Origin of the sequence: Cellulomonas dongxiuzhuiae (assembly GCF_018623035.1) — a bacterium.
Lineage (GTDB): Bacteria > Actinomycetota > Actinomycetes > Actinomycetales > Cellulomonadaceae > Cellulomonas > Cellulomonas dongxiuzhuiae.
Genome location: NZ_CP076023.1, coordinates 1178829 through 1200984, shown reverse-complemented (window position 1 = coordinate 1200984; position 22156 = coordinate 1178829). Strand labels below are relative to the sequence as shown.

Genomic DNA, 22156 nt, shown 5'->3' with positions numbered 1-22156 from the left:
GTTGAGCGCCTGATCCCTCACGTCGCGCGTCGTGCGTGACCACCTGCGGCGACACCCCAAGGGTGATTGGGTAGGGGCATGACAGCGGTTGCACCATCCCCCGTGCCCGTCGACGCCGACACGCTGCGCTCCGTCGCTGCGGGCGCCTACTACGACCCCCACACCGTCCTCGGCCCGCACGTCGGCGACGGCGCGGTCACCGTGCGGACCCTGCGTCCGCTCGCGGACCGGGTCGCCGTCGTGACCGCCGAGGGCAGCTTCGAGGCCCAGCACGAGCTGGACGGCATCTGGTACGCGCTGGTCCCGGGCGCGACCGTCCCCGACTACCGTCTCGAGGTCACGTACGCCGGCATCACGAGCGTCGTCGACGACCCCTACCGCTTCCTGCCCACCGTGCAGGAGCTGGACCGCCACCTGGTGCGTGAGGGACGGCACGAGCAGCTGTGGCAGGTGCTCGGCGCCAACGTCCGCACCTACCCCGGCCAGCTCGGCGAGGTCCGCGGCACGTCGTTCGCCGTGTGGGCCCCGAACGCGCGCGCCGTGCGGGTCATCGGCGACTTCAACCACTGGCAGGGCGCGACGCACGCGATGCGCTCGCTGGGTGCCAGCGGGATCTGGGAGCTGTACGCGCCCGGCGTGGACGCCGGTGCGCGCTACAAGTTCGAGATCCTCGCCGCGGACGGCTCGTGGCGCCAGAAGGCCGACCCGCTCGCCAAGGGCACCGAGGTCCCCCCTGCGACGGCCTCGGTCGTCGTCGAGACCACGTACTCGTGGTCCGACGAGGCGTGGATGACCGCCCGTGCGCAGCGCGACCCTCACGCCGGCCCGATGAGCGTCTACGAGGTGCACCTCGGCTCGTGGCGGCAGGGGCTGTCGTACCGGGACCTGGCCCACCAGCTGACGGAGTACGTGCTCGAGCTCGGGTTCACGCACGTCGAGCTGATGCCCGTGGCGGAGCACCCCTTCGGCGGGTCGTGGGGCTACCAGGTCTCGTCGTACTACGCGCCGACCGCGCGGTTCGGTCACCCCGACGACTTCCGGTACCTGGTCGACTGCCTGCACCGCGCCGGGATCGGCGTCATCGTCGACTGGGTCCCCGCGCACTTCCCGAAGGACGAGTGGGCCCTGGCCCACTTCGACGGCACGGCGCTCTACGAGCACCCGGACCCGTTGCTGGGCGAGCACCCCGACTGGGGGACGTACGTCTTCAACTTCGGCCGCCCCGAGGTGCGCAACTTCCTCGTCGCGAACGCCACGTACTGGCTCGAGGAGTTCCACGTGGACGGCCTGCGCGTCGACGCGGTCGCGTCGATGCTCTACCTCGACTACTCGCGCCAACCGGGTCAGTGGCGTCCCAACGAGCACGGCGGGCGGGAGAACCTGGACGCGATCTCGTTCCTCCAGGAGGCGAACGCGACGGCCTACCGCCGCACGCCGGGCATCATGATGATCGCCGAGGAGTCGACCGCGTGGCCGGGTGTCACCGCGCCGACCTCCGCGCAGGGCCTGGGCTTCGGCCTGAAGTGGAACATGGGCTGGATGAACGACACCCTGCGCTACCTGCGCGAGGAGCCGATCAACCGCCGGTACCACCACCACGAGATCACCTTCTCGATGGTCTACGCGTACTCCGAGCACTTCGTCCTGCCGATCAGCCACGACGAGGTCGTCCACGGCAAGGGCTCCTTGTACGGGCGCATGCCCGGCGACCACTGGCAGAAGCTGGCCGGTGTGCGCGCGCTGCTGGCCTACCAGTGGACGCATCCCGGCAAGCAGCTGCTCTTCATGGGCCAGGAGTTCGCCCAGCAGGGCGAGTGGGCGGAGTCGCGCTCCCTCGACTGGCAGGCGCTCGACGACCCCTCCCACCGCGGCGTGATGCAGTCCCTCCGGGATCTGAACGTCCTCTACCGCCAGACGCCGGCCCTGTGGGAGCTCGACCACGCTCCCGAGGGGTTCGAGTGGCTGGCGTCCGACGAGGCGGGACTGAACCTGCTCGCGTACGCGCGGTACGCGCCCGGCGCACCGCCCGCCGTCGTCGTCGTCAACTTCGCCGGCGTGCCGCACGAGTCGTGGCGGCTGCCGCTGCCGCGCGGTGGCACGTGGCGTGAGGCGTACAACTCGGACTCCGAGGCGTACGGCGGCTCGGGCGTGGGCAATCTCGGCGCGATCGTGGCCCAGCCGGTCGAGCACTATGCGCGCGACTGGTCAGCCACGGTGCGCGTCCCGCCGCTGGGAGCCGTGATCTTCGTCGCCGAGGGGGACGAGGCGTCCCAGGTCGAGGCGGTCGACGCCGTGAGCTGACGCGCACGGGTCCGTACGACGCGGGAGGGCCGGAGCAGCGATGCTGCTCCGGCCCTTCTGCGTCCGCCACCCCTTCTGCGTCCGCCACCCAGGTCCCCCGCGCGGCGACCGGCTCTCCACCCGCGCCCCGTGTCCGAGCACCCTGTCCAGCCGGCACAGCAGCAACGACGACCGCGCCTTTGCCCGCGTCGCGACGACGGGGTCGCACGTCTACGTCACGGCAAGGCGCACCGAACCGGCAGCCTCGACCAGGGTGCGTGGTGGAGCGAACGACGTGGTGGAACGACGTTGGTGGAACGACGTCGTGGAACGACGTGGTGAACGACATGGTGGAACGACGAAAGGCCCACCCCGTGAGGGGTGGGCCTTTCGTTGAATGATTGTCCGGCGGCGTCCTACTCTCCCACACCCTGGCGGGTGCAGTACCATCGGCGCTGAAGGGCTTAGCTTCCGGGTTCGGAATGGGACCGGGCGTTTCCCCTTCGCTATGACCGCCGTAACTCTGTCGAGATGTCAACGGGAATGAGCCGTTGGTTCCTCGGGAACCGCACAGTGGACGCGTAGCAATGAATGAAGTTAGTCAAGTTGTCGGCTTATTAGTACCGGTCAGCTGCGGCAGTCGTTAGTCCTGCCTTCCACGTCCGGCCTATCTACCCAGTGGTCTAGCTGGGAGCCTCTCACCCCGAAGGGCGTGGAAACCTCATCTTGAAGCAGGCTTCCCGCTTAGATGCTTTCAGCGGTTATCCCTTCCGAACGTAGCCAACCAGCCGTGCTCCTGGCGGAACAACTGGCACACCAGAGGTTCGTCCGTCCCGGTCCTCTCGTACTAGGGACAGCCCTTCTCAAGTTTCCTGCGCGCGCAGCGGATAGGGACCGAACTGTCTCACGACGTTCTAAACCCAGCTCGCGTACCGCTTTAATGGGCGAACAGCCCAACCCTTGGGACCTACTCCAGCCCCAGGATGCGACGAGCCGACATCGAGGTGCCAAACCATGCCGTCGATATGGACTCTTGGGCAAGATCAGCCTGTTATCCCCGGGGTACCTTTTATCCGTTGAGCGACGGCGCTTCCACAAGCCACCGCCGGATCACTAGTTCCGACTTTCGTCCCTGCTCGACCTGTCAGTCTCACAGTCAAGCTCCCTTGTGCACTTGCACTCGCCACCTGATTGCCAACCAGGCTGAGGGAACCTTTGAGCGCCTCCGTTACATTTTAGGAGGCAACCGCCCCAGTTAAACTACCCACCAGGCACTGTCCCTGATCCGGATTACGGACCGAGGTTAGATATCCAGAGCGACCAGAGTGGTATTTCAACGTTGACTCCACCGACACTGGCGTGCCGGCTTCACAGTCTCCCACCTATCCTACACAAGCCGCACCGAACACCAATACCAAGCTATAGTAAAGGTCCCGGGGTCTTTCCGTCCTGCTGCGCGTAACGAGCATCTTTACTCGTAGTGCAATTTCGCCGAGTTCGCGGTTGAGACAGCGGAGAAGTCGTTACGCCATTCGTGCAGGTCGGAACTTACCCGACAAGGAATTTCGCTACCTTAGGATGGTTATAGTTACCACCGCCGTTTACTGGGGCTTAAATTCTGAGCTTCGCACTTGCGTGCTGACCCGTCCTCTTAACCTTCCAGCACCGGGCAGGCGTCAGTCCGTATACATCGTCTTGCGACTTCGCACGGACCTGTGTTTTTAGTAAACAGTCGCTTCTCCCTGGTCTCTGCGGCCCTCCACGCTTCCCCGGGCATGCCGGTTCACGCTTGAGGCCCCCCTTCTCCCGAAGTTACGGGGGCATTTTGCCGAGTTCCTTAACCACGATTCTCTCGATCGCCTTGGTATTCTCTACCTGACCACCTGAGTCGGTTTGGGGTACGGGCGGCTAGAACCTCGCGTCGAGGCTTTTCTTGGCAGCATAGGATCACCCATTTCCCGCATACGCGGTACCCGTCGGTTCTCAGGCTTCACGAGGTGCGGATTTGCCTACACCTCACCCTACGACCTTGGACGTGGACTACCATCGCCACGCTGGACTACCTTCCTGCGTCACCCCTGTTAATACGCTTACCTACTACCAGTTCGGGTCCCGTGCTCCCCTGCCCCGGTGTCCCGAAGGACGATGAGGCAGGCTCGGACGGTTAGCATCACCGGGCTCGGTATGGGCGGTTCTTCGCCGGTACGGGAATATCAACCCGTTGTCCATCGACTACGCCTGTCGGCCTCGCCTTAGGTCCCGACTTACCCAGGGCGGATTAGCCTGGCCCTGGAACCCTTGGTCATTCGGCGGACGGGTTTCTCACCCGTCATTCGCTACTCATGCCTGCATTCTCACTCGTGCCGGCTCCACCGCTGGGTCACCCCGCGGCTTCACTGCCGGCACGACGCTCCCCTACCCATCCACACGACTGAACCACGAAGGCTTGTCACTTGTGTGAATGCCACAGCTTCGGCGGTGTGCTTGAGCCCCGCTACATTGTCGGCGCGGAATCACTTGACCAGTGAGCTATTACGCACTCTTTCAAGGGTGGCTGCTTCTAAGCCAACCTCCTGGTTGTCTGTGCAACTCCACATCCTTTCCCACTTAGCACACGCTTTGGGGCCTTAGCTGGTGGTCTGGGCTGTTTCCCTCTCGACTACGGAGCTTATCCCCCGCAGTCTCACTGCCACGCTCTGGCTTACCGGCATTCGGAGTTTGGCTAACGTCAGTAACCTGTTGGGGCCCATCGGCTATCCAGTAGCTCTACCTCCGGCAAGAAACGCGTGACGCTGCACCTAAATGCATTTCGGGGAGAACCAGCTATCACGAAGTTTGATTGGCCTTTCACCCCTAACCACAGGTCATCCCCCAGGTTTTCAACCCTGGTGGGTTCGGGCCTCCACGCGGTCTTACCCGCGCTTCACCCTGCCCATGGCTAGATCACTTCGCTTCGGGTCTAGAGCACGCGACTACGGTCGCCCTATTCGGACTCGCTTTCGCTACGGCTTCCCCACACGGGTTAACCTCGCCACGTACCACTAACTCGCAGGCTCATTCTTCAAAAGGCACGCCGTCACCCCTGCTAGGGAGGCTCCGACGGATTGTATGCACACGGTTTCAGGTACTATTTCACTCCCCTCCCGGGGTACTTTTCACCTTTCCCTCACGGTACTTGTCCGCTATCGGTCACCAGGTAGTATTTAGGCTTACACAGTGGTCTGTGCGGATTCACTCCGGGTTTCTCGGGCCCGGAGCTACTTGGGATCCCCTTCGGGAGGCCGCGTCATTTCGTCTACGGGGGTAACACCCTCTGTGCCGGGCCTTTCAAGACCCTTCGACTATAACGCGACTTTCTGACTCCCTGCGAAGGCGGCAGCCCCCACTGAAAGGTCCCACAACCCCCAACGCGCAACGCCTGCCGGCTATCACACGCGCTAGGTTTGGCCTGATCCGCTTTCGCTCGCCACTACTCACGGAATATCTCTTCCTGCCGGTACTGAGATGTTTCACTTCCCGGCGTTCCCTCCACGCACCCTATATATTCAGGTGCGGGTCACACGACATGACTCGTGTGGGGTTTCCCCATTCGGAAATCCTCGGATCACGGTTCGTTTGCCAACTCCCCGAGGCTTATCGCAGGCTACTACGTCCTTCTTCGGCTCCTGGTGCCAAGGCATCCACCCTGTGCACTTATAAACTTGACCACAAAAGATCATTCAAAGATGCTCGCGTCCACTGTGCAGTTCTCAAGCAACCACCGGTCACCGTCCGGCATCCCGGCGCCTACCGACCACCACCACCCCCCGAAGAGGACACCAGCGACCAGCGGTTCGACCGGACCGAACGATCCCGACCAAGGCAACACCCACAACGGGCTGTTCCCTCAGGACCCAACAGCGTGCCAAGCCGACCCGCGACGAACCGACGACTCTCCGTTCCCTCCCCGCAGCAAGCTGCAGGCGTACTTGGAAGCCACCGACCCAACGAGCCGGCCAGTAGTCGATGTTCCACCCGTGAGCACCACCCCCCGCACGATCGGCGAGGGCATGGGCCTGGACACCAGCACCACCCCTTGACGAGGCGACCTGCTGCCAGATGCTCCTTAGAAAGGAGGTGATCCAGCCGCACCTTCCGGTACGGCTACCTTGTTACGACTTAGTCCTAATCGCCAGTCCCACCTTCGACGACTCCCCCCAAAAGGTTGGGCCATCGGCTTCGGGTGTTACCGACTTTCATGACTTGACGGGCGGTGTGTACAAGGCCCGGGAACGTATTCACCGCAGCGTTGCTGATCTGCGATTACTAGCGACTCCGACTTCATGGGGTCGAGTTGCAGACCCCAATCCGAACTGAGACCGGCTTTTTGGGATTCGCTCCACCTCGCGGTATCGCAGCCCTTTGTACCGGCCATTGTAGCATGCGTGAAGCCCAAGACATAAGGGGCATGATGATTTGACGTCATCCCCACCTTCCTCCGAGTTGACCCCGGCAGTCTCCCATGAGTCCCCGGCATAACCCGCTGGCAACATGGGACGAGGGTTGCGCTCGTTGCGGGACTTAACCCAACATCTCACGACACGAGCTGACGACAACCATGCACCACCTGTACACCGACCTTGCGGGGAGCACATCTCTGCACTTTTCCGGTGTATGTCAAGCCTTGGTAAGGTTCTTCGCGTTGCATCGAATTAATCCGCATGCTCCGCCGCTTGTGCGGGCCCCCGTCAATTTCTTTGAGTTTTAGCCTTGCGGCCGTACTCCCCAGGCGGGGCACTTAATGCGTTTGCTGCGGCACGGAATCCGTGGAATGGACCCCACACCTAGTGCCCAACGTTTACGGCATGGACTACCAGGGTATCTAATCCTGTTCGCTCCCCATGCTTTCGCTCCTCAGCGTCAGTTGCGGCCCAGTGACCTGCCTTCGCCATCGGTGTTCCTCCTGATATCTGCGCATTCCACCGCTACACCAGGAATTCCAGTCACCCCTACCGCACTCTAGTCTGCCCGTACCCACTGCAAGCCCCAGGTTGAGCCTGAGGTTTTCACAGCAGACGCGACAAACCGCCTACGAGCTCTTTACGCCCAATAATTCCGGACAACGCTTGCGCCCTACGTATTACCGCGGCTGCTGGCACGTAGTTAGCCGGCGCTTCTTCTGCAGGTACCGTCACTTTCGCTTCTTCCCTGCTGAAAGCGGTTTACAACCCGAAGGCCGTCATCCCGCACGCGGCGTCGCTGCATCAGGCTTTCGCCCATTGTGCAATATTCCCCACTGCTGCCTCCCGTAGGAGTCTGGGCCGTGTCTCAGTCCCAGTGTGGCCGGTCGCCCTCTCAGGCCGGCTACCCGTCGTCGCCTTGGTAGGCCATTACCCCACCAACAAGCTGATAGGCCGCGAGCCCATCCTCCACCAATAAATCTTTCCAGACGCTACAGATGCCCGTGCGTCTCGTATCCGGTATTAGACCTCGTTTCCAAGGCTTATCCCAGAGTGAAGGGTAGGTTGCTCACGTGTTACTCACCCGTTCGCCACTGATCACCCGGTGCAAGCACCGAGATCACCGTTCGACTTGCATGTGTTAAGCACGCCGCCAGCGTTCGTCCTGAGCCAGAATCAAACTCTCCGTGAATGTCAAACAGCCACCCACCGACCCGAAGACCGGCGAGCAACAGACACACAAAGAACCCCCCCGAAGAGGGGCATCAACTGGCATCATCCCGAACCAGACCCACGGGGTGGACCTGATCCAGGCTCGACGCCAAAAATATGGCATCGACTACTTGGCACACTGTTGAGTTCTCAAGGAACAGACGCGCATCCGCTAGACCCTCTCGGGCCTGTCTGGAGGCAACCGTTCAAACTTATCCGATCTGCGGCTCCCGGTCAACCTGGCCTTATCGGCCTCGTCTTCCGCTCGCCCCGGGTCCTGCGACATGTCGCTCACCCACCGCGCCTCACCCCGGAGGGCTTCAGCGGCTGGATGACCGTACCTGATCGCTGGACCTGGTCCGACCGTGCTGCTCCGGCTCCGAGGAGCGGCTGCAGCGGGATGACCGTACCGGATCTTGCGACCAGGTCCCGACCTTCCGTGTCGCGCCCCGGAGAGCTTCGACTGGAGGACCGTACCCGATCTTCCGACCCGGTCCGCACCCTCCTCGTCGCAGCCCCGGAGGACTTCGACTGGAGGACCGTACCCGATCTTCCGACCCGGTCCGCACCCTCCTCGTCGGAGCCCCGGAGGACTTCGACTGGAGGACTGTACCCGATCTTCCGACCTGGCCCGGACCCCCCTCGTCGCGCCCCGGAGGACTTCGACGACTGGAGGACCGTACCGGATCTCATGACCCGATCGATCTCCCCCACCGGCGCAGCTCGGTCCGGCGCACAGCGCCGTTCGAGAGCAATCCGAGGGGGTGCCATCCCGGGGGACCGACCACCGAGTCGTGCTCGGTGTCCGTTCCTCCCTGCCGGGTGGCCGGGGAGTACGTTACGCAGCGCCGGCCGCAGAACGCAAGTCGCGTCCTCGGCCACGGGCCGGCGCCTCTCGGTCGCCGGTCCTACGGTCAGTTCCTACGGTCAGTACAGGGCCGCGGCGAGCGCCCGGCGTGCCGCCACGACACGTGGGTCGTCGGCGCCCAGGACCTCGAAGAGGTCCACCAGGCGCACGCGGACCCGCTCCCGGTCCTCCCCCGTCGTCCGGCGCACGAGGTCGACGAGCCGCACGAAGCCGTCCTCCACCGCGCCGCCGAAGACGTCGAGGTCCGCGACCGCGAGCTGCGCATCGACGTCGTCGGGCCGCGCGGCGGCAGCCTCCCGCACCGCGCGCAGGTCCGCGCCGGCCGTCCGCTCCATGAGGCCGACCTGCGCGAGCCCCGCACGGGCCATGGCGTCGCGCGGGTTCTCCCGCAGCGCCTGCTCGTACGCGGCGCGCGCCGCGGGCAGGTCGTCACGCTCGATCGCGTCGTACGCCGCCTGGTGCAGCGGCGGCAGCGCCGGCTCGGGCTCGGGCTCGGCGGCAGGGGCCGCGTTCACCCGGCCGGTGATGCCGTTCGCCTCCGCCGCGGCGAGCAGCTGGTCGACGACCGCGCGCACCTGCTCGCGCGGGTACGCACCCTGGAACAGCGGCACGGGCTGACCCCCGAGCACGGCGACCACGGTCGGCACCGACTGGGCCTGGAAGGCCGCGGCGACCTGAGGGTTGGCCTCCGCGTCGATGCGCGCCAGGAGCCAGCGACCCCCGTCCTCCTGCGCCAGTGCGGCGAGGTCCGCGACGACCTGCTGGCTCACCTCGCTCCACGGCGCCCACAGCGCCACGACGACCGGGTGCTGCGTCGAGGACTGCACCACGTCGGCGAAGGTCGCCTGGTCGACGTCGCGCACGTAGGCGGCCGGTGCATCGAGACCGCCGGGGCTGCCGGGCGGCGGGGTCGTCGGCCGCACGAGCGCGGAGAGGTCGACCGCACCGCGCGCGTCAAGTCGTGGGCGGGGCTGCTGCGACGGCTGCGACATCACGAGCTCCTCGGGTTTCGTCGTGCTCAGGTGGGACCGGACGTCGCCGCGCGGTTCACCCGCGCCGCAGCGTCACGGAGGATTCTGCCGGACGTCACTGCGCGGACGCGCCGGTGACCGACTGCTCGCCCGCGAGCACCTGGACCTGGGCGCCGCTGTCGGCCGGCGGGACGTACATGACGACGACACCCGAGAAGGTGCGGGTCAGGCTCGTGCCCGCCGTCGTGGCTCCCCCGGCCAGAGCCGAGTAGAACGGCTCGACCGTGATGGTTCCGCCGGCCTCGGGCAGGGTGACCGTGGAGGTCGTCGCGATCTCGCTCACGACGATGGCCCCGCCGTCCACGGTCCCCAGCGTCACGACCGGGTCGGAGACCGGTGCGTAGGTCTGGGTGAGCGTCGCCGCGTCGGCCAGCTGCGTCACGACCGCGCCCCGCTCGGCCTCGATCGCCGACCGGAACGAGTCCGGCGCGAAGCTGCCGACGTACGACGACACGTCACCGTTCGCCAGCACGTCGGTGTACTGCGCGACGGCGTCCCGCGGCGTCATCAGCAGACCCTCGGCGTCCGGCGGGAGCGTGGGGCTGCCCTCCTCTGGCGCCGCGGTCGCGGGGGTCTCCACCGACGGGAGGAGCCGTGCCCAGCCCCACAGCTTGTACGGGTCGCGCGGCGACGCCTGACGGAGCACGAGGACGCGTGGCGCCTGGAGGTCGGCCGGCTGCTCGGTGACGACCAGCTGCGTGCGCGGCCACGTGTCCGTCTCGGGCACGAGGAGCGCCTGCTCGTCGAACGGCAGGACCGTGGGCGGTCGTGTGCCGGCGTTGGCCGTGTTGCGCACGTACTCGGCCGTGCGGATCGCCAGTGCCGGCCCCTCGAGTCGCGGCGCGAGCGTGGCGGCGTCACCAGCTGCGTCGCCCGCCGCGACGACCTCCGCGACGGCGTCGAGCACCCGCTGGGCCTGCGCGACCGACACGGCCGGGGGCGCGACAGCAGGGACGGGCTCCGGGTCCGCCGTCGGCAGCGGGGTGCTGCACGCGCCGAGCCCGAGCAGCGGCAGGACGACCATGGCCGTCACCGAGAGCCGTCGGCGACGACTCCGGCCCGGACGGCGGCCCGGGTCGCCGTCGAGCGGCACGGGCGCGAGTCGACGGCCCTTCATCGTTCCTCCTCCGAGGTCGTGTCGTCATCGGTCGAGGCGAGTCCCCATGCCCGACGCCAGGCGTCGGCACGCGACCCGCCCGCAGGCTCCGAGGCGCCCGCGCGCGGACCGCTCGGCACCGGCGCGTCGCGCAGCCAGGCCGGACGCGGCGCGTCGGCGCTCCCGGCGTCCGGTGCCGCAGATCCCGCGGGCGCGGGACGAGCCGGCGCGTCGGACGCCCGGCCGGCCACCGGGCCGGGGGGCGGCGGCACGGGTGCCCAGCCGGGGCGTGGCGCCCCGGGACGTGCGCTGGCGGTCGGCACGGCGGCCGACGGACCGTTCGGGGCCGGCCTGCCGCCGCCGGTCGGACCGGCCGGTGCGGGACGTGCGCTCCGCGGCGCGTCGGGCGAACCGGGGGCGCCGGGAGCCGGCAGGCCGCCGCCGGCCGGGCGCGCGCCCGGGGACGGTGCGGCGGCTTCCAGCCACGCCGGCCGGCCGTGGGGGTGAGCGGGACCGGACGCCGCAGGGGCGTCGCCATGGCGGGCGGGCGTGGACGGTCCGGCCGCCCACGGCGAGGGTGCGTCGCCACCGACCGACCACCGCGGCGACCCCGCGGACGGGACACCGGCGGGGGCGGAGCCGGCGGGCACGGGCGCGTCCGGACGTCCCGCGGGACGCGCGGCAGCAGGCGTCGGGCCCCCCGAGCGCGCCGGGGCCGCGGATCGCGCCGGATCCGCCGAGGCAGGGGTGCCGGGCGCCACGGACGGGCGCCACGCCGGGCGGTCGCCACGGACGGGCGCGGCGTCGGTACGCGCCGCGGGTGCCACCGGATCCGTCGCCGGTGCCCCGCCCGCGGTCTCGGGTGCGTCCGCCGCAGCCGGCTGGTCCTCACGTGGGTTCGAGCCGAGGGACGTCACCGCCCGCAGCGCACGCCGGGTGGCGGGAGCCATGCCCGCGAGCGCACCACGCCCGCGGCCCGGACCGGTCGGCGCCGCGTCCTCGTCGGCGAGCGCGTCGGACGCTCCAGAGGGCCGTCCGGCGGTCGCGGCGGCAGGGGCAGCAGCGGTGCTCGCGTCGGCGGGGACGGGCTGCGTCGAGTCGGCGTGCTGGGGCGCGTCGTCGCGCGGCGCCCGGACACCTGTGCCGGCTGCCGCCCCGTGGGCCGCGAGCTCGCGGAGCTGCCGTCGCGTGAGCTGGACCGGACCGCCCGCCTCGTCCACGGTCGGGAGCGGGCCGGTGAGGACGGGGACCCAGTCCTCGTCCGCACCCCGGCGCGCGCGCCGCACGTCGCGCAGCAGGAGACCCGCAGCGGCGAGCAGCAGCAGCGCACCGACCGCGACGCACGGCCAGAGCCACGGCGTCGTCACGACCTGCGGCCACGCGAGCGAGAGACGCAGCGGGCTGCCGTCCGTGCTCGCCGCCAGCACGCTCCAACGCCCCGGCTGCGCCTCCCAGGTGATCTCGGCGGCACCGTCCCCGGTCGCCTCGGCGACCCACAGGTCGGAGCCGGTCGGGTCGGGCACCGTCGCAGCGGGCGCCTCACCCTCGGCGGGCGCCTCACCCTCGGCGGGCGCCTCACCCTCGGCGGGCGCCTCACCCTCGGCGGGCGCCTCGCCCTCGGTGGGCGCCTCGTCCTGCGGGGTCGGCGCGACGACGTCCTCGGCGGCGAGCTCGTGCCAGCCGGCAAGGCCCGTGACCCGTTGGTGCGCGTCCGTCCCGACCCATCCGGAGACGTCCGTGTCCCGGCCGATCGCCAGGACCACGGGGCCGTCGCCCTCGGCACGGACGGTCACCTCGGAGGCGGCGAGCTCCAGCACGCCGGGGTCCGTGACGACCAGGTTCTCGTCGGCCTGCAGGTCGGCCACCAGCACGTCGTCGGCACGCCACAGGGTCGCCGAGGCCACCCCGAGGGCGATGACGACGACGCCCACGAGACCGACCAGGGCGACGACAAGTCGCTTGAGCACTCACGATCCTCTCGACTGACGAACGCCCCAGGATAGGCAGACGGGCCGCGGAGGACCGCACGGGGGCGACTTATCGGCCCCGATCGACACGCCACCTCCACGCCTCGTGCACCCCTGGTGCCACCTCGACGCACCGTTCCGCGAGACCCCGGCGGGACGTTACGGGACGAACCGGGCGCCCGCACCCAGGGCATCCCCCGGCGACGCCCGGCCGGCACCGCGACCGCGCCCGCATGACCCCTCCCACGCGGTGAACGGCCCTGGTCACAGCGGGTCTCCCGCGTATCCTGACCAAGGGGCACCGGCTCGTCGAGGAGGACCTCGGCCGCAGCCGCCCGCCGGGCCCCTCTCCCAGGAGGATCACCCGTGCCCGAAGCCCGGAACCCGTTCCCCGTCGTCAACTTCCGCGGCTACGACCGCGACGCCGTCGACGAGACCCTCACCTCGCTCGAGAAGGCCCTGGCCGACGCGCGCGCCCAGGTCGAGGCGCTCGACTCGGAGAAGCTGAAGGTCGCCGGCGAGCTCTCCGAGGTGCACCGCCAGCTGCGGGAGGCCGAGCGGCCCACGTACGCGGGCCTCGGCTCCCGGATCGAGCAGCTGCTGCGATCGGCCGAGGAGCAGTCGTCCGACGTCATGACGCAGGCGAACGCGCAGGCGGCCGACGCGCTGGCGCGGGCGAAGCTGGCCGCCGGGCAGCTGCGCGCCCGGGCGGAGAACGAGGTGGCCGAGCTGCTCGCGACAGCCCGGCGCGAGGCGGACGAGATCCGGACGACCGCGGCGACCGAGACCGAGAGCTCGCTGCTGGCCGCGCAGCGCCGGGCAGAGGAGCTCGTCGGCTCGGCCGAGCGTGAGGCGGCCCGCATCCAGAGCGCGGTCGCGACCGAGGAGAGCGACCGTCGCACGTCCCTCGAGCGCGAGCTGGGCACGCTCCGCGCGCGCGTCGAGCACGAGGCGACCCAGCTGCGCATCGCGACCGAGCGGACCGCGACCGAGCTGCGCACCCGCACGGAGGCCGAGACGGCCGCGCTGCGGGAGGAGACCGAGCGTTACGCGCAGGACCTGCGCCAGAGCGCCGACCAGGACACCACCGAGCTGCGCCAGCGTGTCGAGGCCGACGTCGCGGCGCTGCGCGGCGACGCCGAGCGGTACGCCGCGCGCGTGCGCTCCGAGGTGAACGCCGAGGTCGCCGCGTGGCGGCAGTCGGCGGCGGAGGAGACGACGGCGCTGCGGGCGGCCGCCGCCGAGTACGCGGACGCGACGCGGGCCGCTGCCGAGCGCGACGCCGCGGCGCTGCAGCAGCGGGTCGCCGCCGAGGTCGCGGCCCTGCGCGGCGAGGCCGAGCAGTACGCGGCGTACGTGCGGGCGACGGCGGAGCGCGAGGCCAGCGAGCTGCGCTCGACGACCGGCGACGAGATCGCCCAGGCGCGCGCCGAGGCGGAGGACGCCGTCGCGACGCTGCGCACCGAGTCCGAGCAGTACGCGGCCCAGCTGCGGGCGCTGGCCGACCGGGAGACGACCGAGCTGCGTGAGCGCTCGGGCCACGAGGTGGCGCACCTGCGCGAGACCGCGCAGCGCGAGACCGACGAGCTGCGGGCGACGACCGACCGCGAGACCGCCGAGGCCCTCGCGGCCGCCGAGCGCGAGACGACCGAGCTGCGCGAGCGCACGCGTCTGGAGATCGAGCGCCTCCAGACGGAGGCACGCCGGGCGATCTCCGAGGCGACCACGCAGGCACGGACGCGGGCGGACGAGCTCGTCCGGCGCGCCGAGCAGCAGCTCGCCGATGCGGAGCTCGCGATCGCCGCCCAGCACGAGGCGGCCGAGCGGCACGACGCGGAGCGGCACGAGTCGGCCCGCGTCGAGACCGAGCGGCTGGTGGCCGACGCCGAGGCGCACGCCTCGGAGGCGGAGCAGCGGGTCGCCAAGGCCCTGGCGCACGCCGAGAAGGTGCGCATCGACTCGGAGAAGCAGGCGGCCGAGCTCGTCGCCAACGCCCGACGCAACGCCGACCGTGCGGTCGCGGAGGCGCGCGAGCACGCGGAGAAGCAGATCTCGGACGCGCTCACCGAGTCCGAGCGCGAGCGCAGCACCGCGACGCGCCAGGTCGAGGACCTGCACCGGCAGCGCGAGTCGATCACGTCCTACCTCGACGAGCTGCGCCACCTGCTGGGGACCAACCCGGACCCCGCCGCGCTGGAGAAGGCAGGCCGGATCGAGGCGGAGTTCGCGCAGGCGCAGGCGGCACCGGCGCGCGGGGCGAGCCCGGAGCGGGCGGAGCAGGACGCCGCGACGCCGGACGAGGCGACCGACCGTCCTACCGATGACGCTCCGGAGGGCACCCAGGCGGACACGTCTCCTGGCACGAGCGAGTCCGCGGTGGACGCACCGGTCGACGGCACGTCCGACGCTCGCCCCACCGACGACGGGCAGGCCGCGCCGGAGTCGGACCCGACGGCCCGCCCGGTGCGTCCCGTGCGACCGGCACGCTCCAAGGCGCGCCCGGCACCCGTCTCCGCCGCGATCCCGGTCGTGCCCTCGCCCGCTGTGCGCCAGCAGGACGACGCGCGGGACGCCTCTTCCGGCCCGCGCTGATCCAGCGGCGCAGGAGCACGCGATGAGCCCGCAGCAGCCGGTGCCGGACGGCACCGAGGGCAGCCCGGTCCCCGCCTCTGCGGACGACCGGGCCGCTCGCTGGCGCGCGCAGCGTCGTGAGGCCGCGAGCGCCCACGGCGAGGCCCTCGCGGCGCGCCAGCGCGCCGAGTCGGCCCGCGCGCGCGCCATGATCACGGAGTTCCTCGAGCGAGCCCGCGCGCTCGGCGTCGACCCCGTGCCGCTGCACGTGCGGTCGTACGACGGCCGCGCCCGCTACCGGACGCCGCTGCGGGGCTGGTACCTCCGCCGCGACGAGACGGTCGGCATCGACACCGCCGGGGAGTTCTACGTCCTGACGACGCCGACGAGCCTCGTGGCGCGCCTGCGCGGCGTGCAGCCCACGCCCCAGGACCCGCCGCTGGTCATCGGGGCGGGCGGCAAGGACGGCGAGTCCATCGACATGCCCGACGCGCTCGCGCGGGTGCTCGCCGGCGAGGTCTAGCGCCGGGAGCACCCCGCGCGCGGGGTGTCAGGCCACCGGGTCGTGAACCCGCTGGGCGAGGTCGGCCAGCGCGCTGCGCACGGCGTCCGCGTCCTCGACCGCCGACAGGTGACCGACCCGCGGGACCACGACGAGCAGCGCCTGCTCGACCGCCGCGACCATGTGCTCCGCGGCGTCGGTGCCCGTCACGGAGTCCTCGTCGCCGACGACGACCGTGACCGGCCCGTCGAACGCCCGCAGCACGTCCGTCCGGTCCGGACGCGCGGCCATCGCCCGCTGCGCCCAGGAGACCCGGGCGGGGTCCTGCTCCCCGATCCACGCGGTGACACGCTCGACCACGTCGGGACGCGCGCTGCGCGTCGTCTCCCCCAGCAGCACGTCGGGCATGGCGCGCACGGGGTCCACGCTGCCGGCCTCCTGCACCGCGTCGGCGACCTGCCGCCGCTTCGCCGCCGCCTCCGGGGTGTCGGCGGTCGACTTCGTGTCGACGAGCGCGAGCGCGGCGACGAGCTCGGGATGCCGCTCGAGGAGCGCGAGGGCGACGTAGCCACCCATCGAGAGCCCGACGACGACGGCCGGTCCGGGCCCCGTCGCGCGGATCGCGCCGGCCACGGCGTCCGCGGCGTGCTCGAGCGCGGGCTCGGGCAGCGGCTCGCCGAGCGCGACCGGCAGGTCCGGCGCCAGGACCTCGTGCGTGCGGGCGAGGCCGGCGGCGACCTCGTCCCACATCCGGTGGTCGAGCGGGAAGGCGTGCAGCAGGACGATCGGGGTGGGGGCGGTCATGCGTCCTCCTGGGTGCCGGCTGGCGGCGTGTCGACGGACCGGGTGCCGGTGGACCGGCGGCCCTGCACGTCCGGCAGCTGCCTCGTCCCGGTGGACGCCGTCCCGTGGGGAGCGCCCTCGTCACCGAGCCTAGCGAGCGTGCTGCCGTCCGCGGCCCGGGCGCGCGCGCGTGCGGCCGCCCGGTCCAGCAGCACCGCGACGCCGTCGTCCGCGTTGGACGGCAGCGTCTCGTGGGCCGCGGCGCGGACCGCCGGGTGAGCGTTGGCCACCGCGAACGCGCGCCCCGCCCACGTGAGCATGGGCAGGTCGTTGGGGGCGTCACCCACGGCCCACACCTGCGCCGGGGCGATGCCGCGTGCGGCCGCCCAGGCGGCGAGCGTGGCGGCCTTGGTGACCCCGGGGGCAGCGATCTCGCCGAGCGCGCCGGCGGCGGACGAGGTCACGTGCGCGAGGTCGCCGATGACCGCCTGCGCCTCGGCGACGAACGCGTCGGCCTCCTGCAGCCGCCCGGGGGCACGCAGCAGGAGCTTGAGCGTGGTGGGGGTCAGCACGTCCTCGATGCGCACGGCGGTGGGGCTGCCGGCGGGGACCTCGTGCTCGGAGACGAACCCGTGCTCGGACGCGAAGCCGTCGGCGCTCTCGGCTGCCAGGTGGACGGCGTCGGCTCCCCACGCGGCGCGGAGGCGGGCGGCGACGGCGGCGACGCGCCGCGCGTCCATGCCGTGCTCCTCCAGCACCCGCAGACCGGCGACGTCGACGACGGACGCGCCGTTGGCACAGATCGCCACGCCGTGGCCGGCGACGTGGGACGCGAGATCAGCCAGCCAGCGGTGGGGCCGGGCAGTCACGAACACGACGTCGAGCCCGGCGTCCTCGGCGGCCGCGAGCGCGTCCGCGGTGCGCCGGGACACGGCGCCGTCGGGACCCAGCAGCGTGCCGTCCAGGTCGCTGGCGACGAGCCGGACGTCGCTCTCGCCGGGCACGTCCCACGCGTGGTCGGGGGCTGCCGTCATCGCCGCGTCGGGCCGCGTCGGGTGCGGGCCCGCCAGCAGGCGTCGTGCCAGTGCCGGCGCTCCTCGAGGCCGTCACCCCGCCACGAGTCGGTGCGCCACGCGACGACGTGGTCGCTGCCCGCGGGCACGACCTGGTCGCAGCCCGGGCAGCGGTACTCGCGGTCGGAGCCGCGCACCTGCTGCACGACCCACTCGCCGTCCGGGCCGGACTCGGCGCGGCGGCCGCCCGTGGCCCGGTCGACGTCGAGCGGCACGTACGGCGCACCGTACGGTCGGCGCTCGGAGCGGCGGGAGCGGGGCACGGCACCATCCTCACCCGGCGGGCGACCCCGGCACCAATGCCGCCCGGTCCCGCTCCTCGCGCGCGGCACGAGGCCGGGGACCGGGCGGCCGGGTGTCACAGGGTGGCGGCCGACTCCGGCGTGGGGATCTCGCCCGTGCGGACCAGCTCGCGGTACCAGCGCGCCGAGTCCTTCAGCGTGCGGACCTGGGTGTCGTAGTCGACGTGCACGACACCGAAGCGGCGGTCGTAGCCGTACGCCCACTCGAAGTTGTCGAAGAGCGACCACACGAAGTAGCCGCGCACGTCGACGCCCTTGTCCAGCGCCTCGCCGACGGCGTCGAGGTGGTCGTGCAGGTAGGCGACGCGCTCGGCGTCGTGGACGCGCCCGTCCTGCGTGACCGTGTCGTAGAACGCCGCGCCGTTCTCGGTGATCGCGAGCGGCAGCGCCGGGTAGCGCTCGTGGAGCTCGAGCAGGAGGTCGACGAGGCCCTGGGGCTCGATGTTCCAGCCCATCGCGGTGTAGGGGCCCGGCTGCTGGAGCCACTCGACCTGGTCCGCGCCGATCCAGGGGCTGACGACCGACGAGCGGTGCCCGTCGGGACCGGGCTTGCCGTCGCCCACCGGCGGCGTGCCGTGCTGGACCCGACCCGTGGAGTAGTAGTTGACGCCGAGCAGGTCGATCGGGACGCGGATGAGCTCGAGGTCACCGTCCTGCACGAAGGACCAGTCGCTGATCGTCGCCGTGTCGGCGGTCACGCGCTCCGGGTAGGCGCCCTCGAGCAGCGGGCCGAGGAAGACCTCGTTCGCGATCGTGTCGATGCGGCGCTTGGCCTCCACGTCCGCGGCGTCGTGCGACGCCGCCCGGGTGACGTGCAGGTTCAGCGTGATCGAGACCGGGGTGTCCGCGCCGAGCTCCTCGCGGATCGCGGTGGCGGCGAGGCCGTGCGCGAGGTTGAGGTGGTGCACCGCCGTGAGCGCCGCGGCGGGGTCGGTGACACCGGGGGCGTGCACGCCGGAGCCGTAGCCGAGGAACGCCGAGCACCACGGCTCGTTCAGGGTCGTCCACAGGTGGATCCGGTCGCCCAGGGCGCGGGCGACGACGCGCGCGTACTCCGCGAACGCGTACGCGGTGGCGCGGGACGTCCACCCGCCCTGGTCCTCGAGCACCTGCGGGAGGTCCCAGTGGTAAAGGGTCACGACCGGCTTGATGCCGGCGGCGATCAACCGGTCCACGAGGTCGGAGTAGAAGTCGAGACCGGCCTGGTTGACCTCGCCCGTGCCGGCGGGCACGATCCGCGACCACGCGATCGAGAAGCGGTAGGCCTGCAGTCCGAGGTCCGCCATGATCGCGACGTCCTGCGGCACCCGGTGGTAGTGGTCGACGGCCACGTCACCGGTGTCGCCGTTGAGCACCTTGCCGGGCGTGTGGGCGAACGTGTCCCAGATGGACGGCGCGCGCCCGTCCTCGGCCGCGGCACCCTCGATCTGGTAGGACGCGGTCGCGGAGCCCCACAGGAAGTCGGCGGGGAACTGGCGGCCGGACGGCCTCGTCGTGCGGGTCATGGCATGGCCTCCGAGAGGTGCGCGGTTCAGGGGTGTGCCGGCGGACCGGGAGGGTCGCTCGCCGTGTCGCGCGGCATCGGTGCGGCGCGAATCGAATCGATACGATACACAGGGTGGGACCGCTCCCGCACCCCCTCGGACGACCTGCCGCCCTCCCACCGTAGGGCCTGCGGGCCGCGCTAGGGTGAGGCACGTCACGCGGGACGGAGCGAGCCTGCGGGCGCGCAACGCGTTGACGGACGGAGCGACGTGGCGAGCACCATCGACGATGTGGCACGAGCGGCGGGGGTGTCGACCTCGACCGTGTCGTACGTGCTGTCCGGCAAGCGCCCGATCTCGGCACCCACGCGCGAACGGGTCGAGCGCGCGATCCAGGCCCTCGGCTACCGCCCCCATGCCGGCGCCCGAGCTCTGGCGTCGAGCCGGACCGACGTGCTGGCCCTCATGGCCCCGCTGCGCGTCGACGTCGACGTGGCGGTCATCATGCAGTTCGTCGCGGGCGTGGTCACCGCCGCCCGCACCTTCGACCACGACGTGCTGCTCCTGACCTCCGACGAGATCGCCGGCATGGAGCGCGTGGCGTCCGGCTCGATGGTCGACGCGCTCGTCGTGATGGACGTCGAGGCGGAGGACCCTCGGGTGCCCCTGCTCGGCCGCCTCAGCCAGCCCGCCGTGCTCATCGGCCTGCCGCGCGACCCCGGCCCCCTGTCGTGCGTGGACCTCGACTTCGACGCCGTGGGACGCCTCGCGGTGCAGCACCTCGCCGACCTCGGCCACCGCCGGATCGCGCTCATCGGGTCCCCGCGTGCCGTGATGGAACGTCACACCTCGTACGCCGAGCGGATCATCGACGGATTCACCCACGGCGTGGCCGCAGCCGGCCTCGAGGGTGTCGTCGAACCGTGCGAGTCCTCCAGCGTGGGTGCCGCCGACGCCGTCGACCGGGTGCTGGCGCGTCTGCCCGACGTCACCGCGCTCGTCGTCCACAACGAGGTGGCGCTGCCCTGGGTGCTCGCGACGCTCCGCGAGCGCGGCCGCGACGTGCCCGACGACATCTCCCTCGTGGCGGTGTCGCCACCCGACGTCGCCCTCGGTCAGCCGCTGCCGCTCACGAGCATCGACATCCCCGCGCACACCATCGCGACCGTCGCCGTCGAGATGGCCATGGCTCGCGTCCTGCGGGCCGAGCCCGCCGAGACGCGGCTGCTGGCGCCCCGGCTCGTCCTGCGCGCCAGCACCACTCCCCCGCACGCCTGACCTCGGCGCGCCGGCGGCGGCGTCAGGTGATCCAGGCACCTGCACGCATGACGCGAACGGGCTCCAGGAGGTCGATCGTGACCACGAGGTCGGCCCGTCGTCCCGCGACGAGCGCGCCGACGTCGTGCCGCCCGAGCACCTGGGCGGGGGTCGCCGACGCGGCCCGGACCGCATCCACCATGGGCACGCCCCCCGCCACCGTCGTGCGGACGACGTCGAGCAGGTGCGCGACACTGCCCGCGATCGCGCCGGTGCCGCGCGCACCTCCCGGCACGTCCTCGAGGACGCGGGCGACACCGTCTGCCACGCGCACGGCCCGGGGCCCGAGCCGGTAGTCGCCGTCGGGCATGCCCGCCGCCGCGACCGCGTCGGTGACGAGCACGGCGCCGTCCGGACCCACCAGGTCCATGACCGCCCGCACGGTGGCCGGCGCCAGGTGGGTGCCGTCCGCGACCAGCTCCACGACCAGCTCGCCGCGCGACGCCGCGGCCAGGCACGCCGCGACCGGACCGGGGTCGCGGTGGTGCAGCGGGCGCATCCCGTTGAACAGGTGCGTCGCCGTCGCGCGCGGCCCGCGGGCCCGGGCCGACGTAGCGAGGAGGTCGAACGCGCGCGTGATCGCTGCCTCGACCTCCTCGGCCGACGCGTCCGTGTGCCCCACCGAGGGCAGCGCGCCCGCCCCGACGAGGGCGGCGAGGACGTCGTCGCCCCCGTCCGCGACCCCGGGGACCTCGGGTGCCACCGTCATCGAGACCAGGTGCCCGCGCGCCGCGGCCGCGAGCTCGCGGACCAGGTCGGCGTCGCCCGTGACCATGTGCTGCGGGTGCTGCGCACCGCACCGCGCGCGCGACAGGAACGGGCCCTCGAGGTGGATGCCCGCGACGACCCCTGCGTCCGCGGCCCGTGCGAGCAGGTCCGTGCGGGCCAGCAGGACCTCTCGCGGCGCGGTCACGAGCGACGCGACGAGCGTCGTCGTGCCGTGGCGCGCGTGCTCGTCGGCGGCGCGGCGCACCTCGTCGGCACCGGTCGCGTCGGGGAAGCTCGCACCACCCCCGCCGTGGCAGTGCAGGTCCACCAGGCCCGGGAGCACCAACGTGCCCGCGGGCGGCGGGGGCGGCAGGTCACGCACGGGAGCGGCACCCGCCGGTCCGACCCAGGCGATCCACCCGCCGTCGACCACCACGGCGCCGTCGTGCAGCACCCCCGACGGCGTGACGACGTCCCCGCGCACCGTCGACGCACCGGGCACGTCCGAGAGGTCGTCCACCAT

Annotated in this window: 12 protein-coding genes and 3 rRNA genes; 4 read left to right on the top strand and 11 right to left on the bottom strand. The window is 71.2% G+C overall.

Features of this window, described 5'->3' with window-relative positions:
- Positions 1–78: 78 nt before the first annotated feature.
- The gene (gene glgB, locus KKR89_RS05380) at positions 79–2301 is read left to right on the top strand and encodes a 1,4-alpha-glucan branching protein GlgB (RefSeq protein ID WP_208197323.1); all 2223 of its coding nucleotides are present in this window, start codon (positions 79–81) and stop codon (positions 2299–2301) included.
- A 382-nt stretch (positions 2302–2683) separates the two neighbouring features.
- On the opposite strand, the gene rrf is transcribed toward glgB, so the two are convergent.
- The 6 genes from rrf to KKR89_RS05350 all read right to left on the bottom strand — a co-directional run bounded on the left by rrf (position 2684) and on the right by KKR89_RS05350 (position 12893).
- Positions 2684–2800 (bottom strand): 5S ribosomal RNA (rrf, locus tag KKR89_RS05375).
- Positions 2801–2877: 77 nt separating this feature from the next.
- Positions 2878–5987: ribosomal RNA gene (locus tag KKR89_RS05370) — 23S ribosomal RNA — on the bottom strand.
- Between the two features lie 402 nt (positions 5988–6389).
- Positions 6390–7911, bottom strand: a 16S ribosomal RNA gene (locus tag KKR89_RS05365).
- The 16S, 23S and 5S rRNA genes sit together here, the layout of an rRNA operon.
- Positions 7912–8858: 947 nt before the next feature.
- Positions 8859–9791, bottom strand: a complete 933-nt coding sequence (locus tag KKR89_RS05360) for a tetratricopeptide repeat protein (protein ID WP_214765735.1) — start codon at positions 9789–9791, stop codon at positions 8859–8861.
- Positions 9792–9885: 94 nt separating this feature from the next.
- Positions 9886–10947 (bottom strand): hypothetical protein, encoded by a 1062-nt coding sequence (locus KKR89_RS05355; RefSeq protein WP_251141026.1) that lies wholly within the window; start codon positions 10945–10947, stop codon positions 9886–9888.
- The gene (locus KKR89_RS05350) at positions 10944–12893 is read right to left on the bottom strand and encodes a hypothetical protein (protein ID WP_214765732.1); all 1950 of its coding nucleotides are present in this window, start codon (positions 12891–12893) and stop codon (positions 10944–10946) included. The genes KKR89_RS05355 and KKR89_RS05350 overlap by 4 nt, the downstream gene beginning before the upstream one ends.
- A gap of 366 nt (positions 12894–13259) precedes the next feature.
- Between KKR89_RS05350 and KKR89_RS05345 the strand changes: the two genes are divergently transcribed.
- Together KKR89_RS05345 and KKR89_RS05340 are read left to right on the top strand one after the other, a co-directional pair.
- The gene (locus KKR89_RS05345) at positions 13260–15485 is read left to right on the top strand and encodes a coiled-coil domain-containing protein (RefSeq protein ID WP_214765729.1); all 2226 of its coding nucleotides are present in this window, start codon (positions 13260–13262) and stop codon (positions 15483–15485) included.
- 22 nt (positions 15486–15507) lie between these two features.
- Complete coding sequence (locus KKR89_RS05340) at positions 15508–15987, top strand: hypothetical protein (protein ID WP_214765726.1); 480 nt, start codon at positions 15508–15510, stop codon at positions 15985–15987.
- A gap of 27 nt (positions 15988–16014) precedes the next feature.
- Here the strand turns inward: KKR89_RS05340 and KKR89_RS05335 are convergent, their stop codons facing one another.
- From KKR89_RS05335 to KKR89_RS05320, 4 genes are all read right to left on the bottom strand, one after another.
- The gene (locus tag KKR89_RS05335; RefSeq protein WP_214765723.1) at positions 16015–16770 is read right to left on the bottom strand and encodes an alpha/beta fold hydrolase; all 756 of its coding nucleotides are present in this window, start codon (positions 16768–16770) and stop codon (positions 16015–16017) included.
- Positions 16767–17783: an HAD family hydrolase gene (locus tag KKR89_RS05330; RefSeq protein WP_214765720.1), complete on the bottom strand. Its 1017-nt coding sequence runs from the start codon at positions 17781–17783 to the stop codon at positions 16767–16769. The genes KKR89_RS05335 and KKR89_RS05330 overlap by 4 nt, the downstream gene beginning before the upstream one ends.
- Positions 17780–18085, bottom strand: coding sequence for a hypothetical protein (locus KKR89_RS05325; protein WP_214765717.1), 306 nt, complete (start codon positions 18083–18085; stop codon positions 17780–17782). The genes KKR89_RS05330 and KKR89_RS05325 overlap by 4 nt, the downstream gene beginning before the upstream one ends.
- Before the next feature lie 95 nt (positions 18086–18180).
- The gene (locus KKR89_RS05320) at positions 18181–19629 is read right to left on the bottom strand and encodes a GH1 family beta-glucosidase (protein WP_214765715.1); all 1449 of its coding nucleotides are present in this window, start codon (positions 19627–19629) and stop codon (positions 18181–18183) included.
- 249 nt (positions 19630–19878) lie between these two features.
- Between KKR89_RS05320 and KKR89_RS05315 the strand changes: the two genes are divergently transcribed.
- Entirely contained in the window at positions 19879–20886 is a 1008-nt protein-coding gene (locus KKR89_RS05315; RefSeq protein WP_214765712.1) for a LacI family DNA-binding transcriptional regulator, read from the top strand.
- A 22-nt stretch (positions 20887–20908) separates the two neighbouring features.
- Here the strand turns inward: KKR89_RS05315 and KKR89_RS05310 are convergent, their stop codons facing one another.
- Positions 20909–22156, bottom strand: coding sequence for an N-acetylglucosamine-6-phosphate deacetylase (locus KKR89_RS05310; RefSeq protein ID WP_214765709.1), 1248 nt, complete (start codon positions 22154–22156; stop codon positions 20909–20911).

Bases quoted from the DNA above. Each gene is read 5' to 3' on its own strand.
- glgB (WP_208197323.1), top strand. From the start codon at position 79: ATGACAGCGGTTGCACCATCCCCCGTGCCCGTCGACGCCGACACGCTG.
- KKR89_RS05360 (WP_214765735.1), bottom strand. From the start codon at position 9,791: ATGTCGCAGCCGTCGCAGCAGCCCCGCCCACGACTTGACGCGCGCGGT.
- KKR89_RS05355 (WP_251141026.1), bottom strand. From the start codon at position 10,947: ATGAAGGGCCGTCGACTCGCGCCCGTGCCGCTCGACGGCGACCCGGGC.
- KKR89_RS05340 (WP_214765726.1), top strand. From the start codon at position 15,508: ATGAGCCCGCAGCAGCCGGTGCCGGACGGCACCGAGGGCAGCCCGGTC.
- KKR89_RS05335 (WP_214765723.1), bottom strand. From the start codon at position 16,770: ATGACCGCCCCCACCCCGATCGTCCTGCTGCACGCCTTCCCGCTCGAC.
- KKR89_RS05330 (WP_214765720.1), bottom strand. From the start codon at position 17,783: ATGACGGCAGCCCCCGACCACGCGTGGGACGTGCCCGGCGAGAGCGAC.
- KKR89_RS05320 (WP_214765715.1), bottom strand. From the start codon at position 19,629: ATGACCCGCACGACGAGGCCGTCCGGCCGCCAGTTCCCCGCCGACTTC.
- KKR89_RS05310 (WP_214765709.1), bottom strand. From the start codon at position 22,156: ATGGTGGACGACCTCTCGGACGTGCCCGGTGCGTCGACGGTGCGCGGG.